This is a genomic window from Archangium lansingense (assembly GCF_026626635.1).
Lineage (GTDB): Bacteria > Myxococcota > Myxococcia > Myxococcales > Myxococcaceae > Archangium > Archangium lansingense.
Window position 1 is genome coordinate 10,150,515 of sequence record NZ_JAPNKA010000001.1, and the last position, 15,530, is coordinate 10,166,044.

A 15,530-nucleotide genomic window follows, 5' to 3' on the forward strand; every position below is an offset into this window, starting at 1 on the left:
CTCTGCGCTCGTGCTGGCATGGCGTACAGTGCAACACAGGCATCATACGATTGCGTTCAACGCAATCCTCCCCTCTAGCCGCTCAGTGAGCAGTCCCACCAGGAGTGGCTCGACGCCCGGGGGCTCGGGGGACGGCGCTCTCGGACTTCATGCAGTACCTGCGCGCCAACCTCTCCACGAAGGTAGGTTGGTTGGAGGTGGCTCCACTGCCATGCTGGGAAGGACTGGGGGTGGAGGAGCGGCAAGGCGTGGTGCGGGGACTTGTGGAGCAGGTGGAAGCTGAGGCCCGAACGCGGGGCACGCCTGTCATGGGCGCACAGGCCGTGCGCTCTCAGCACCCGCCTACCCGGCCCGAGCACCTCGAGCGCAGCCCGCGACCGTTGGGGCAGGCCTCCTCGCGCCAGGCGTTGAAGCAACTGCGCGAGCTGTACCATGTCTTCGTCGCAGCGTTCCGCGAGGCGGCAACTCGGTGGAGGCTGGGGGATTTCTCAGCTCCCTTTCCCCTCTTCTCCTTCCCTCCGCGTTTCGTGCCCGGTCGTATTGCTCAAATTCTTTGACTCCCTCTCGACGGATGGAGGGCTCGGTCATCTTCGGGGTGAGTCTGGCGCTCTATGGCGCCATCACCATGAAGGACGGCGCGATCCAGCAGTCGAACTTCCGCGACATCCGGCTGGTACGGATGGCCGAGGCGCCCCGGTGCATCCACGTCGACATCATCCAAAGCGACGAGGCTCCTTGTGGCATCAGCGAGTCGGGAGTATCCCTGGTGGCTCCTGCCATCGCCAACTCCTTGTGTCCGCTCACCGGCACTCGCGTGCGAGACCTGCCCATCATCCGCTCGCATCCGGTGTGATGGTGTGCATCTGTGCATCAGCCCCTGATGGAGTGGTCAGGTCCCTCCATCAGGGGCCGCAGCAAGGCCTGGACTGCGCCGTCGCGCTTCAATCTCGCTTTCGACGAGGCGGTGTTCGCAGACGTGGGTTGCCGGTGTGTTTCAGAGCAATTGGGAGCGAGTCGCCGTCAAGACGCCCGTCGGCAGTCCACTCCCGAGTTGACCGTAGGAGTTATCCCCCCAGACCCAAACGGTGCCATCCCATCGCAAGCCTACAAAGTGTTCGTAGCCAACGGCCACACTCCGCCCGTTGTCCAGCGTGCCAGCTTGAATTGGAGTAGTGTTGGATTGCTGGCCGATGACGCGGCTCCCTCCCCAGGTCCAGAAGGTTCCGTTGGTCCGCACTGCCGCCGATTGCTCGCCACCAGCGGCCACAGTCATCGCGTCGCTCAGTCCCTGCATTTGCACAGGCCAATAACGTGTGCTGTTCGTGCCGTCGCCCAATTGGCCTTTGCTATTGGCGCCCCAGGCCCACACGGACCCGTCATTGCGGAGCACCAGCGAGTGGAGGCCACCTGCGGCTACGGCCACTACGCCGCTCATGTCTTGTACCGGCATTGCATATCGGTACTTGTCGTCGCCGCTCCCGCCCATTTGGCCGACGCTGTTATCACCCCAGGTCCAGGCGTTGCCGTCGTGCAGCCCTATGGCCATGGAGTGATTGTCACCTGCGGCTATGGCAACTGACTGCCACACCCAGTTCACCGCATACCCGGGCATGGACCTCGACGTAATGGTCCCATCACCCAACTGCCCGAAAAAATTGTAGCCCCAGGCCTTGATATAGCCATCGGAGAGTCGCACTAGCGAATGTAGATGACCTGCGGCCACAGCCTTTGCGTCGCTCAGCCCTTGCACTTGCACAGGCGTAAGCCTACTGCTCGTGGTGCCATCGCCCAACTGCCCGCAAGAGTTATTTCCCCAAGCCCAAACAGTACCGTTGGAGTGTACCGCCAGCGAGTGGAGAGGACCGGTAGCTATGGCGATCACGTTGTTCAGTCCTTGCACCTGTACGAGCGTGGAGATTTCTGAGGTGGTGCCATTCCCCAACTGGCCGTGATTATTCTGTCCCCAGCCCCAGACTGTGCCGTCAGAGCGCAATGCCAGCGAATGGTAACCACCCGCGGCTACGGCCACCACGTTGCTCAGTCCATCAAGCTGCATTGGGACAGGTTGTTCCCTGAAGCTCCCGTCCGCGCGTTGTCCGACGGAATTCGAGCCCCAGGCCCAAGCGGTTCCGTCGGAGAGCAACGCCAGCGAGTGTGATCCACCAGCCGAAACGGCAACCGCGCTGGTCAGCCCTTGTACTTGCACCGGTGTGAGGCGATTGATCATAGAGCCATCCCCTACCTGGCCATTGTTGTTCTCGCCCCAGGCCGACACGGTGCCGTTGGAGTGCACCGCCAGCGAGTGGTCGAAAAGGCCAGCAGACACGGCCGTCACAGCACTTAATCCCTGCACGTGTTGCGGCAGCAAGCTGTCTGTCGTGGAGCCATTGCCCAGTTGGCCCTGGGCGTTGCGACCCCAGGCCAACACCGTGCCGTCTGAGAGGACTGCCAGGGAGTGCGATAGGCCTCCATCCATGGTTTTGATCTCGCTCGGCGCTTGGACCTGAACCGGCAAGAAACGGTCGGTGGTACTGCCATCCCCCAACTGGCCGAAATCATTATTGCCCCACGCGAATAGGGTGCCATCGGAGCGCAATGCCAGCGAGTGGTAGAAGCCAGTGGACACAGCCACTACGCCGCTCAGCCCCAGTACTTGCACCGGTGTATTGTGTGTGTTGTTGGTCCCATCTCCCAATCGCCCGTCATGGTTCTCTCCCCAAGACCAGACGGTGCCGTCAGAACGCAACGCCAGCGAGTGGTAAAAGCCAGCGGACACAGCCACGACCCCGCTCAATCCGTGCACCTGCACCGGTGTTTTTTGAGCGATGTAGGTCCCATCTCCCAATTGCCCGTCATAGTTCTCTCCCCAAGACCAGACCGTGCCGTCGGAACGCACCGCCAGCGCGTGGGAACCACCAGCGGCCACGGTCACGATTTCGCTCAACCCCTGCACCTGCACCGGGATGAACCGGTTTACTCCAGAAGAACCATCTCCAAGTGGCCCACTACCCGAGGCCCAGACAGTGCCGTCCGGGCGTAGGGCCAGGGAGTAGTCAACACCCGCCACAACCTCTGCATAGTCCGACACTGTAACCGTCTGGATCTCAGTGTAATCGGAATATGCCCCACCAATGGTCAGCTTGCCTTTCGACCGGTACTCGTAGATACCAGCACTGGGGACAGGGACTCTGAAGTTGGACAGGTTCGTGCGTTGAATCACAGTCCAAGTAGTGGTGCCTTTCTTTCGGTACTCAAACAGGTGCTCAGGGCTGTCTCCCAGCGCAGGGTCGTGGCAGCCAGAGCAGGGAAGCGTTCCTGGGGACACAGTGAATGCTCTCGAGCCAGAAGAAACCTTTGCAATGTAGGGGTGGACTTTGTAGGTGTTGGGTGATAGGGAGTCAGTCTTTGTCGTCGGAAACACCACGGGTACTTCGTCGCAATCTGTAGCAAGGCGGTAGCTGGAGGTGAAGTTGGAGGTGGCGCAATAGTTCACGCTGCCCATGTTGACTGCATACTCGACCTGATACCTGGTCATCGCGATGCCCGATCCAGGGTGCGTATACGTCCCGATCGGCCTCACGGAGATCGGCGCAATGGTCTGGTACGCGCCGCTGTCGAATTTCAGCTTCGCGGTGCTGCCGCTGGACGTGACATCAAGAGCAATGTCGGAGGGTATGTCGTGCGTCCAGCGAACGTGGATGGCGCTGGGCTGCGGCGATCCCGAGCTGCAGGTTGTGTAATCAAGGGAGTAGCCTTTGTAGGAGATGCTGTGGTTGTCAATGTAGTCATCACCGCAGCCAGGGTAGTTCATCGCGGCCCTGGAAGCGGTGCTCACACGGATGGGAACCAGGTGTTCATGCCCAGAGGCATCCACGTAGCCGCCTGCGGTCGCTTCGTCTCGAGGACTGTAGGTCCTGACGCTGCTGGAAGGAGAATGTTGTGCTTCTGACGCAGAGCTACCAAGCGCCACAGGGTCCTGTTTTTTGCAACCTGCCGTGGCGATCACAAGCAGATGACACACGGCGAGAAGCAAGGCGGAAATCTTCATTGCGATTGGCCTCCTATTGGGTGTGCTTCGCTGTCAACGACTCCCAGCCCTAGCGCAGATGGATGGGAAGACGATATTGGCACGTTCTGGTCGAAGTATAGGACGGATAGGAGCCCAGTTGAGGGCGGCGGGCGAGTACAGAAAGGAGGAGAAGGACTGCTGGAGGGTGCCGCAAGGGCGGCGCACCGGGCCGGAGCAGAGTCCGAGCCGCCCCTTGGAGCACACGCCGGCCCAAGCGGCCCAGCCAGGCGGCAGGCCGCAGGGGCGTGGGCTTTCAGGTCTCTGTGGGTGCTTGGAGTTCACTACCACGCGCTCTGGGGTGGCCCCTGCGCTGGGGCCACCCGAGCAGGCCGCGCAGGCAATGCCAGGTGCTCCACAATGGCGCTCACCCCACCGAGCGCCCTCAGGTATGCCAGCACCCTCCTGTTGACTTCACACCCTGAGCAGGCCAAGACATCCAGCGCGAACGTCCGGCGCAACAGCCCCGCCCAATCCCATCGCGCCGTGCGCTCCTTCCTCGACTCCTCCGTCGCAGCCTGGGCCGGGCTCTCCTCCTCCAGCCCCGGCGCCTCCCCCTCTTGAGGGAGCAGAAATGGCCGCAGTTGCGCGCCTGGAGCAAAGACGCCGTGGAACCTTGTGAGGTTTGTCCGAGGCACAGGGGCACCAGCGACGCCAGACGACGGTGGAGCGTAAGCCCGGTGAAGAAGAGGTACGTGGTGCTGTCCGGCAGCGGGCGCTTCATCCGGTACTCCAGGCGGCCATCCTCCATTCGCGACAGGCGCTCCAGCGCCAGCGCGCCACGCGCCCCATAGTGACACAGCCGCTCCAGCCCCTGCCTGTCATTGGCATGGAGGTGCGTATTGGCATGCAGGGAGAAGACCCGGTGACGCACCACCCTCGGCAACCGCTCCACCGCTCCTTGCGTGGGCGGTGGCAACGCATCCAAGCGCACGCCGCCCCCCCCGGCACGAAGACGCCGCTCGGCACCGGCGAGTGGAAGTGCGGAGTCACCTGCTTCTACAGCGTGTAGCTCTCCTATCGGCTCGAGCTAGATAGTCGAGAGCTTCCTATCCTATGCTCGGGGACATGACGATTCGGCGGATGGACAACGTCGGCATTGTTGTCGACGACCTCGCAGCTGCGATCGCTTTCTTTATCGAACTGGGTCTGGAGCTGGAGGGCGAGGCGGCTGTCGAGGGACGTTGGGTGGACCGCGTCGTCGGGCTCGACGACGTCCGAGTCGACATCGCAATGATGCGGACCCCGGACGGCCACAGCCGGCTCGAGCTGACGAAGTTCCACAGGCCGACGGCGGTCACCGCTGAGCCGAAAAACGCACCGGCGAACACGCTGGGCATACGTCGCATCATGTTCGCCGTCGAAGACATCGAGGACGTCATTGCCCGCCTGCGCGCCCATGGCGCCGAACTCGTCGGCGAGGTGGCGCAGTACGAGGACCGCTATCGGCTCTGTTACGTCCGCGGCCCTGAGGGCATCATCGTCGCGCTGGCCGAGCAGCTCCGCTGAAGCGTTCGACCTACTTCTGAAGGCGCCCGCCCCACTCACTGCCCGAGCGACTGGGGCGGTGGTTTCGCGCTGAAGGCGGGCGAGTAGCACTTGCCCTGGTACTCGTAGAGCACGTCCGGGCACGGAGCCTTGAGCTCGTGAGGCAACCAGCAGGCGCCGACCAGTTCGACCTCGGCGTAGCGGGTGCAGGGGGGGCGCTTCTGCCCCTTGAAGGGCTCGCGCGGCAGCGGACGGGCGAGCACGACCCCCCCTGCATCCGCGGTGTCCACGAGCCCCCCATGAGTGGGCTGGTCCGGGTCCCACCCCATCGTGGGCATCTCGTGATTAATGGTCGCTGGCGGGGTGCTCGCCACGAGCTCCGGGTCATCCGGTGTCTGGGACACGGAGGCCCGATGCTCCCATGCGAAGAACAGGGCGCACACCACGGCGGCGCCCGCCAACCCCAGACCCAGGCGCCACCGGATGGGAGGCTCGTAGGTGTCGAAGGCGCGGGCCATGCGCCGTACTCCCTCGCGAACCCCCTCGAACAGGAACACCAACGCATCCGCCGAGTGCTTGTCAGGGGCCACGGCCCACTGAGAGTCCTCCACCTCCAGGGCGATGTAGCTCGGTGCGATCGAGGAGATGATGCGCACCCGCCAGTCCTTCATCAGGGCCACGTCCTCCTCGGCGGCGGGCTTGAACACCAGGGCCGTGGCCCCGCTCTCCTCATGTCTGGCCCGGTAGAGCTCCCCCTGGCTGTGAGCCGACTGCGGCATCTGCTCTTCGAGCTGATAGGGCCCCAACTGCGTCCGCTCCTCCCAGCTCCTCCCCGACTTCTTCTCGTCGTCCATGCGTGCTCCTCGCTGACCTCCCCGCCAACCGGAGATCCGAGACTCTTGTTCGCATGGAGCCGAGCCGTCGATCCAGGCATTGCACGGTGCATCTGGAGCGCCCTACCCCTCAGGTGCACTCCCGGCCCGACCCGCGAGGGCGTTCTCTCCTGACACGCCCTCGCGAGCCCTTCCCTACCCCTTGGACACGAAGCGCACCTTCTGCACGCCCTCGATCATCTGCAGGGCGAAGGGCGCGGCAGAGAAGGCCGTCTGGCCCAGCTTGCCGCGCATCGCCTCGGCCAGTCCCACCACGTCCACCAGGCCCTTCTCCCCATCGCGCCAGGGCACGGCGTCGATGATCAGCTCCTCGCTGCCCGCGCCCGACTCCAGGTCCCTCAGGTTCTTGCTGTAGGTGGAGGAGTCGCTGTCCTGCTGGGCATCCAATCCGAAGTGCATGCCCTCGGGCTTCTGGTGCACGTCCAGCGTCTTGAGCTCGCCCTCGAACAGCCCGATGAGCACGTCCTTGGACAGCTTCTCGATGCGCAGGGGCGTGAGCGTCTGCTTGTCGGTGGGGAGGAAGTCCTCGTCCTGGACACGCTCGCTGTAGGCCTCCACGAGCAGATCCGGCCAGCCGGACACCACGCTCGAGCGCATCACGAAGCCCGTCACCACGCGCCCGCCGCTCAGGGCCGCCATCCGCGAGCGCAAGCCCTGGTCTCTCACGAAGTCCGCCTCCGTCACCCGGCCCACGCTCAGTGCCCCATCCTTCAGGCACTCCACCCAGACCGGGTCCAACCAGAAGAAGCGCAGGGACTCGGTGGGCAGGAGCCGCTCGTCCGGGATGACGTAGTTGAAGGGCAGGCCGGAGAGCACCGACAGGCCATTGAACCAGGCCGCCGTCGCCTCGGGCAGGCCCTCGTCCAACGTGCGCGCCGCCAGCCGCCGCCGCCGGGTGGGCAGCCCCTTCACCGAGCGCTGGGCCTGCGCGTTGTCTTCCTGGGCGATCTTCCGCTTCCAGTTGTACAGCTCGAGCGCCACGCGGGTGTTGGCCAGGGTCAGGAGCCGCCCCATCTCCCAGGCCGACGCATAGGAGACATCCAACAGGCCCGTGGTGGGATCGTAGCGCAGCAGCTCGTCCGCGCTGCGCGCCGGCAGCTTGGGCGCGTCCGGCGGAGCCCCCGGGATGAGTGGCCCCCGGTAGAAGGACACCGTCTTGTCCCCTTCCCGCAGGGCGTGGGTCACGGGCACGTGGCCCTGGGCGAGCCAGGCCTGGGCCGCGCTCGAGGCCGTGGCGGGTGCGGGCGCGCGCAGGGAGCTCGGCTCGCGGTTGAGGCGCTTGAGCAGCGCGCTGAAGCCCTGGGCCGGATCCACGCTGTGAAAGGACCAGCTCGTCAGGCTCACCAGCCGGATGAAGTCCGTGGAGCCCGCCCCCTGGAAGTCGAAGGCGCCGTCCTTGTAGCGCCCCTCCAGGGACACCAGGTGCACGGTGCTGTCGGCGCCCACCTCGGGCAGGCGGTTGCAGAGGACCGTGGACTGGGCGTCGCCTTCCGGCTCTCCCCCGGCTGTCTTGCGCTGGCGCGCGTGGGCGAGCAGGGCCAGCTCCGCGGCCGTCGGCAGCAGGGACTCGAGCAGGTCGCGCCGCACGTCGATGACCGTGACCACGTCCTCCGTGCTCTGGCCCGGATCCAAGTCGAAGGAGGGGAAGCGCCCCGCGCCGGCCGGAGGGGACTCGAGCTGTCCCAGGGTCACGCTCTGGACCTTGAGCAGCTTCGAGCGCTCCGGCTGTCCCGCGAAGTCCGAGTCGCGAAACAGCAGCAGCGCGAGCCAGGACAGGTTCTCGTCCCTGGAGCCCGGCAGGCGCTCCCAGGGCAGCGTGCTGCGGCGCAGGGAGATATGGGGCAGCACGTTGGAGTGCTCGCCCACGCTGCCATCGGGCGGGAACACCGCGGCGATGTCCTCGGGCGCGAGCGGACCGAAGCGCTCGCCGAGCACCGCGAAGGTGAGCGTGCGGGGCGGGACGGCGCGCAACTGCCCGTCCACCTTCACCGTCTGCGACACCGTGACGTCATACACCCCGCTCTCGAGCGGAGGCTGCTCGTACTGGAGGAACTCAATCTTCGCATCGCGGCTCGGCGAGCGGAGGTTCGACCGGAGGTCCAAAGAGGAGGTCTTCATGGGTGTCAGGCTTCCTTCACCTGGGGGGCGAAAACGAAGAGATCGGCGACATCGGCGCGCAGGGTGACGTGCTCGGCGGGCGTGAAGCCCAACGACGAGAGCAGCGCGTCGCGCGCGGGGTTGCTGGCGATGGATTGGCGGATGGCGTCACGGCGCGCGTCGTCCTCGAGGACCCGGGCTCGGAAGGCGGGCAGCGACTGCCAGGCGTAGGCGTCTGGCATCGCCGTGGTCTCGTAGCGCAAGAGCTCCACGGGCAGGTCCTTCGTGTCCGCCGGGTTGGGCACGGGCGCGGGCTCGAGCCGCAGGCCCGCGAGCGTGTTCTCCACGAAGGAGCGCGCGTTGACGTCGGGAAAGCGCAGCCGCTTCTGTCCGCCCACGGTCTGTGTCTTGGGAGGACCCCACAGGGCCTCGGGCACCTTGCGCTTTTCCTCCTGGACCGTGAACTTGTTGGCCACCACCTCCGTGCCCTTGTACTTGATGGACACGCGGTGCTCGCTCTCCAACTGGTTCGTCTCCATGGCCATGGGCGCCACGCCCATGTCCTGGTTGCCCGTCAGCTCTTTTCCGGACGGCACGTAGACGGCCTTCTTGCTCGGGATGACCGAGTCCGTCACCAGCGAGAACTCCTTGGGGTTGACGATCCATATCTCGTCGCCCTGGGGAGAGCGGTACTGGCGCAAGAGGCCCTCGGAGACGGCGGCGCTGACAATCTCCCGGTCCTCGGGCAGGAAGGACGAGCGGAACTCGTCCCAGAGGATGGGCACGGGGGCTACGCCCGACTGGTTGCCGAACTTCACCGTCACGCTGAACAGCCAGAAATCCAGCTGCGCCTTGCCGCCGAACGACGGCCCCCAGATGTGCAGGTCCGCGCCGATGCTGCCCTTGAGACAGCCCAGGCCCGCCTTGAAGCTCACATACAGACGGATGTCATAGGCATACGGCCGCCAGCTGATGAGGAAGTCGGCGCCCATGGTGAAGGACGCCCAGGCCGAGCCACTCTCGTAGCTCGCCTTGAGGTAGCCGCCCGCCATGACGGCGTGGGCGCACAGCGTGAAGTAGGACTCGCCGCTGATGGAGATCTTGCTGTCCACCTGCCAGTGGAAGCCCACCCGGGGCACGTCCGGGTAGTGCGAGGGCTTCTTGAAGGACGGATGGTAGCCACCTTGAGACAGCACGAAGTCGCCCGCGTGGGGGCCGGCGAACCACGTGGCGAACGCGAAGCCGCCCGTGAGCCTGCACGACCTGCCCAGCAGGTAGGACGCGGGCGTGAGCTGCCCGCGCACCATGACCACGCCCTCCGCTGGAGCGAAGCGCGCCTGCAGCGCCAGCTCCACGAACACGAGCGGATCCTTCGCGGCCGAGCCGGGCTTGGAGAAGGGCACTGTCAGGCGCGCGAGCCCCAGGAGCCCCAGCTCGAAGCTCTTGCCGATGGCCGCGTACATGAGCGCGAAGCCATCCAGCATCTTGAACGAGGTGAACTTCACCCCGAGCGTCAGGAAGCCCGTGTCCGGTTGGATCTTCAGGTAGCGGGTGAGCGCGTCGAGCTGCGAGGCGACGGTCTCGGTGGCGCTGTCCGAGTCCCATTTCCCCGTGCCCTCCACGGCCTGCTTGACGAGGGGGAACTCCTGCACGTTCTCCAGCGCGGGCGCGGTGAAGGCGCGGTTGTAGCCGAAGCCCGCGGCCAGGCCGGTGACGAAGAAGAAGGGCGGGCCGCCGAGCGGGTAGTCCAGCGTGGCGTAGAGGAACAGCGACGGCTGGCCGTTGTTGGGAACGGCATACGCGCCGATGGCCGCCAGGCCGAGCGTCTGGCCCTTCACGCCCATCTGCAGCGCGGCCATGCCGGCGTACTCCTCGTAGCCGTCACGCTTCTTGCGCAGGAAGGCGCCGGCGATACGCAGCGTGGCGTTCTCGTACTCGAGCCCGAAGCCCTCCAGCAGCAGTTGCGTGGTGCCGCTCGGCAGGGGCAGGCGCACGGCCACCCCGGTGAGCGACAGCTTCAGGTCCCCCACGGACAGGACGATCTCCGGCACGAACTGCACGGCGCCGTCCTTGTAGACGAGCCCCAGCTTCTCGAAGTGCACGGGCCCCACGGCGCGCTGCACGGTGAGCCAGGCGCCGTTGTCGGCGAGGGTGATGGGGATGTCGTCCCCCACGGCGCGCGGCAGCTGCCTCGGGACGAGCCCGCGCACGGAGCGCACGCCCGTGCCGGTGCGCCGCCGCTTGAGGGGCGTGTACCAGGAGCGCACCATCCCCCCGATGGCCGCGTACGCGACGAGGTAGGCACCGAACTCCAGCTCCTGCACCGCGGCGCTGGAGGAGCGGATGCGCAGGGGGGAGCTCATCTCCTCCAGCACCCCGTTGATGCCCTTGACCTCGTCCTTGGTGAAGTGGGCGGTGGCCACGAGCAGGTCCACGGTCACGTTCGCGGCCGTCTGGCCCGAGGTGAAGTAGAGCCCCACCAGGGGCAGTTGGCCCAGGTCCACCCCGGCGCTCAAGCCGCCGCCCATCAGGAGCCGGGGGCGCTTGCTCGCCACCTGCCCCATGAGGACCAGCAGGAAGTTCTGCCGGATGGGGATGGACAGCTCCTCGGGGATGGCCAGTCCGAGGGCCGGGGCCACCCCGCCCACGAGCGAGGCGAGGGGCAGCGCCTGCTCCTCCACCAGGTTGCATTGGAGCGCGAGCGTGCTGCCCATCTTCTCGGTGAACTGGCCCTCGAAGATGAAGCCATTGATCCCCCCCCAGTCGACGGGGACCTCCACCTTGGCGCCGTACTGGGCGGCGTGGGGGAACTTCCCCGAGGCCTGATCCGGCTTGAGGACCATGGAGAGGCCCAGGATGAGGTGCTTGGACTCGGCGTCCTCGCCCTGGCCCTCCTCGCCGATCTTGATGCCGAACTCCACGGCGAACTCGTACTGCTGCTTCTCCGTGTTGGCGGTGAACGTGACGCTCTGCAGGGGAAGCGTGTCATCCAGCGTCCTGAGGAACTCCGGGAGGAAGCTCACCTGGAAGGTGCGCTCCAGCGCGAAGATGACATCGCGTACGCTCTGGATCGTGTTCGGATCGATAGTGATATCGAGATTGGCCATGGCGCCCTGTCAGTATTTGATGATGAAGTTGACGGTCGTGTAGGGCTGCAGGTTGTTGTGCGGCTGGCCTCCGCCATTGGTCCGCAGCGTGACCCCCGTCGTGGCGGAGTGCGTCATATGTGTAACGTGCCCCTTGGATGCATCCCGGTTGGGTTGCAGGTCGCCACTCCCCTCAGCGTTCGTGGTGGTCATGCCATGGGAGTGTCCCGGGTCATCCACGAAATGGTCGTGCACCGGCATCTCGTTGATGGTCAGCGTGTGAGTGAACTCGCCACCCTGCGTGCCCAGCGGGTAGTTGTGGGGTGACATGACATGGGCCCCCATCGGCACTCGGGCCAGCAGCGAGGGGATATAGAACTGTCCGGACGGAGGCGTGGACGAGCCCTTGTAGGTATCCCCGATGGCCGCGTACAGGTCCCCGTAGTCCTCCTTGCTCTTGGTGGAGCCGTCACAGCGAAACCAGCCCTCGGGAATGTTGGGCCCTGCGTACGCGACAATGGTGCCCACGGGCACGAGCCAGCCAGTCTTGTCTTTCGCCCGGCCCCCTATTTGGAGATCCCCACTGGCGACCAGATGGCCTCCGGCCATCACGCCGAGCGTGAGCATCAGGCGGCCTCCAGAAATCAGGTCGCCCTTGGTGCTCAAGACCCCTGTAGCGCTCAGTGACATCAAGGAATCGGTCTCGTCCTTCTTGAAGAACCGAGCCACCAAGCTGTCGCCGCTGTTGTCCGCGTCCGAGCGGACGACGAGTGGCCCCTCGTTCTGGAGCTCCGCGTCTTTGTGCAGGCGCAGGTGCCCGCCTTGCAGATAGAGCCGGGCCGTGGGGTTCGCATGACCAATACCCACGCGGCCCGAATAGTCGTGGCTCGCGTCCACCTTCTGGCCAAACACCAGGGGCGCCTTCTCGATGACACACACCCGCTCGCCATCCCAGAAGCCAGGCACGTTCTCGTAGCGCACCAGCAGTTGCGTCGGGCCATTGGGATGCAGCGTCACCAGCTTGCCCAGTTGCAGCTCCAGGAACGCCCGGGGCGCGAGCGTCACCTCCTTCGTGGGCGTGAACGTCCACTCCATCCAGGCCCCATCCGCGCTGAGCGTGGCGGCCGAGCGGTTCCAGTTGGCCAGGGTGGAGAAGGTGATGTCCTTGACCTGCTGCTCGGTGCCCAGGGCCCACGGCGCGTCCGCCACCGTGCCCACGGGCAGGGCCACCACCAGCCGGGACGTGCGCGTGGGCTCGTTCGCGTCGTACACGAAGCGCAGCGTGCCATTGGCAATGCCCGAGGGAGCCTCGTTGGACAGCCGCAAGCGCAGCGTGCCCTGTTCGTTGTCCACGTTGAGCACCTGGTTGGCACCCACGAAGCCCGCGCGCAGGGGGCAGTCCGGCTTGCCCCGGCGGTTGCGGACACCGAGCGGATGCTGGGCCTCCAACTCATAGTCCCCGGGCTGTCCCGGCCCGGTCGGCGTCACGATGGACAGGGCCGTGGTGGTCTGCACCTCAGTGTCTGGCGAGGGCCACTTGAGCTCCATCACCACCTGAGCGCCCACGGAGGGCAGCGCGGACACGCCATACAACTCCGCCGTCAAGGACTCTCCCGGCTCGATTGTCACGTCGGGGCTGCGCCACGCCAGGAAGACGTCCGTGGTGCCATCCGAGTTGCCCGCGCGCAGCGCCCCCCAGTCCGCTCCCACCGTGCTCACCTCGCGGGGCGTCAGGGTGCTGGCCGGAAAGCGCAGCCGGAAGTGATACCGGCCCGAGGTCACCTCGTTGATGCGGTGCAGGGTGATGGTTTCCTTCTCCTGCACCAGGGCATTGACGATGCTCAGCCGCAGCGCCTGGCTGGAACCCGGGTTCTCGATGAGCAGCACGTCGCGCAGGCGCTCTCCCCGCGCGTCGAACAGCTCGTAGTTGACTTCAAAACCAAACGGCTTCTTCTTCGGAGTCGTATCCGCCATGGGGCCTTGTCAGTATTTGATGATGAAGTTGACGGTCGTGTAGGGCTGCAGGTTGTTGTGCGGCTGGCCTCCGCCATTGGTCCGCAGCGTGACCCCTGTCTTGACCGTGTGCGTATCGAGCCTTTGGGGCGACCTACTGCCCCTGTAACAGGTGTCGATCACCAGGTTGGTTGAACCGCTGGGCGTATCGATCCCATCCATGACATGGGAGTGTCCCGGGTCATCCACGAAATGGTCGTGCACGGGCATCTCGTTGATGGTCAGCGTGTGAGTGAACTCGCCACCCTGCGTGCCCAGCGGGTAGTTGTGGGGTGACATGACATGGGCCCCCATCGGCACTCGGGCCAGCAGTGAGGGGATGTAGAACTGTCCGGACGGAGGCGTGAGCGAGCCTTTGTAGGTATCCCCGACGGCAGCGTACAGGTCCGCATACGTGGTCTTGCTTTGGGTGGAGCCGTCACAGCGCAACCAGCCCTCGGGGATGTTGGGCCCTGCGTACGCGACAATGGTGCCCACGGGTACGAGCCAGCCAGTCTTGTCCTTCGCCCGTTCCGTGACGGTCAGGCTTCCCTTGATGGTCAGACTTCCATTGAACGGAAGGACATCACCCGTCAGGGTCAGATCTCCATTGGCGTTCAGCTGCATCAGGGCGGACGTCTCGTCCTTCTTGAAGAACCGGACCGCGGTGTCGTCTCCCGTGTTGTCCGCGTCCGAGCGGAAGATGAGTGGCCCCTCGTTCTGGATCTCTGCGTTGTGCAGGCGCAGGTGCCCGCCTTTCAGATAGAGCCGGGCCGTGGGGGTCGCGTCACCAATGCCCACGTGGCTCGAATAGTCGTGGAGCAGGCCTCTCCGGCCAAAGACGAGCGGTGCCTTCTCGATGACACACATTCGCTCGCCATCCCAGAAGCCAGGCACGTTCTCATAGCGCACCAGGAGCTGCGTCGGGCCGTTCGGATGCAACGTCACCAGCTTGCTCAATTGCAGTTGCAGGAACTCCCGGGGCGCGAGCGTCACCTCCTTTGTGGGGGTGAAGGTCCACTCCATCCAGGCCCCGTCCGTGCTGAGCGTGGCGGCCGAGCGGTTCCAATCGGTCAGGGTGGAGAAGGTGATGTCCTTGACCTGCTGCTCGGTGCCCAGGGCCCACGGCGAATCCGCCACCGTGCCCACGGGCAGGGCCACCACCAGCCGGGACGTGCGCGTGGGCTCGTTCGCGTCGTACACGAAGCGCAGCGTGCCGCCCTGGCTGCCCGCGGGTGCCTCGTTGGACAGCCGCAAGTACAGTGTGCTCATCTCGTTGCCCACGTTGAGCACCTGGTTGGCACCCGCGAAGCCCGCGCGCAGGGGGCAGTCCGGCTTGCCCCGGCGGTTGCGGACACCGAGCGGTTTCTGGGCCTCCAGCTCGTAGTCCCCGGGCTGTCCCGGCCCGGTCGGCGAGATGGTCAGGGCCGAGGAGGTCGCCGGATCGGTCTCGGGCTTGGGCCACTTGAGCTCCATCACCACCTGGGCGCCCACGCCGGGCTCCGCCGACACGCCCTTGAGTCCCAAGGTGAGCCACTCCCCCGGTTCGAGCGTCACGTCCGGGCTGCCCCAGGACAGGAATACGTCCGTGGTCCCGTCCTGGTTGTCCACGCGGGACACCAGCCAGTCCTCGCCCTCCACGCCCACCGTACGCCGCGCCAGGGTCCCTTGCGGAAAGCGCAGCCGGAAATGGTTCGTGGTGGCGTTCGCGCTCGTGCGCTGATGCAGGGTGATGCGCTCGTTCTCCGCCACCAGCGCGTTGGCGATGCCCAGTTGCATCACCTGCCCCGAGCCCGGGTTCTCGATGAGCAGCACCTCGCGCAGGCGCTCCTCCCGCGCGTTGAACAGCTCGTAGCTGACTTCGAAGGCGAACGGCTTCTTCTTCGGTTTCTCGTCGGCCATGAATGT

At 65.6% G+C, this 15,530-nt stretch carries 10 protein-coding genes; 3 read left to right on the forward strand and 7 right to left on the reverse strand.

All coding sequences use genetic code 11. From position 1 onward, the window contains the following. Window positions 1-104 precede the first annotated feature (104 nt). Window positions 105-557, forward strand: coding sequence for a hypothetical protein (locus OV287_RS40400; RefSeq protein WP_267539363.1), 453 nt, complete (start codon window positions 105-107; stop codon window positions 555-557). After that, entirely contained in the window at window positions 554-853 is a 300-nt protein-coding gene (locus tag OV287_RS40405) for a hypothetical protein (RefSeq protein ID WP_267539364.1), read from the forward strand. The genes OV287_RS40400 and OV287_RS40405 overlap by 4 nt, the downstream gene beginning before the upstream one ends. A 141-nt stretch (window positions 854-994) precedes the next feature. Here the strand turns inward: OV287_RS40405 and OV287_RS40410 are convergent, their stop codons facing one another. Further along, window positions 995-4,048: an RCC1 domain-containing protein gene (locus OV287_RS40410; RefSeq protein ID WP_267539365.1), complete on the reverse strand. Its 3,054-nt coding sequence runs from the start codon at window positions 4,046-4,048 to the stop codon at window positions 995-997. Between the two features lie 403 nt (window positions 4,049-4,451). Beyond that, entirely contained in the window at window positions 4,452-5,000 is a 549-nt protein-coding gene (locus tag OV287_RS40415) for a transposase (RefSeq protein WP_308809776.1), read from the reverse strand. A 149-nt stretch (window positions 5,001-5,149) separates the two neighbouring features. Here OV287_RS40415 and OV287_RS40420 point away from each other — a divergent pair, with 149 nt between their 5' ends. Continuing rightward, the gene (locus OV287_RS40420; protein ID WP_267539366.1) at window positions 5,150-5,575 is read left to right on the forward strand and encodes a VOC family protein; all 426 of its coding nucleotides are present in this window, start codon (window positions 5,150-5,152) and stop codon (window positions 5,573-5,575) included. A 35-nt stretch (window positions 5,576-5,610) separates the two neighbouring features. Here the strand turns inward: OV287_RS40420 and OV287_RS40425 are convergent, their stop codons facing one another. The 5 genes from OV287_RS40425 to OV287_RS40445 all read right to left on the reverse strand — a co-directional run bounded on the left by OV287_RS40425 (window position 5,611) and on the right by OV287_RS40445 (window position 15,524). Next, on the reverse strand, window positions 5,611-6,408 hold the full coding sequence (locus tag OV287_RS40425; protein ID WP_267539367.1) for a hypothetical protein: 798 nt from the start codon (window positions 6,406-6,408) through the stop codon (window positions 5,611-5,613). Window positions 6,409-6,582: 174 nt separating this feature from the next. Next, complete coding sequence (locus OV287_RS40430) at window positions 6,583-8,565, reverse strand: hypothetical protein (protein WP_267539368.1); 1,983 nt, start codon at window positions 8,563-8,565, stop codon at window positions 6,583-6,585. A gap of 5 nt (window positions 8,566-8,570) precedes the next feature. Beyond that, window positions 8,571-11,651 (reverse strand): DUF6603 domain-containing protein, encoded by a 3,081-nt coding sequence (locus tag OV287_RS40435; protein WP_267539369.1) that lies wholly within the window; start codon window positions 11,649-11,651, stop codon window positions 8,571-8,573. Between the two features lie 9 nt (window positions 11,652-11,660). After that, entirely contained in the window at window positions 11,661-13,604 is a 1,944-nt protein-coding gene (locus OV287_RS40440) for a phage tail protein (protein ID WP_267539370.1), read from the reverse strand. A 9-nt stretch (window positions 13,605-13,613) separates the two neighbouring features. Beyond that, complete coding sequence (locus OV287_RS40445; protein ID WP_267539371.1) at window positions 13,614-15,524, reverse strand: phage tail protein; 1,911 nt, start codon at window positions 15,522-15,524, stop codon at window positions 13,614-13,616. Window positions 15,525-15,530: the final 6 nt, after the last annotated feature.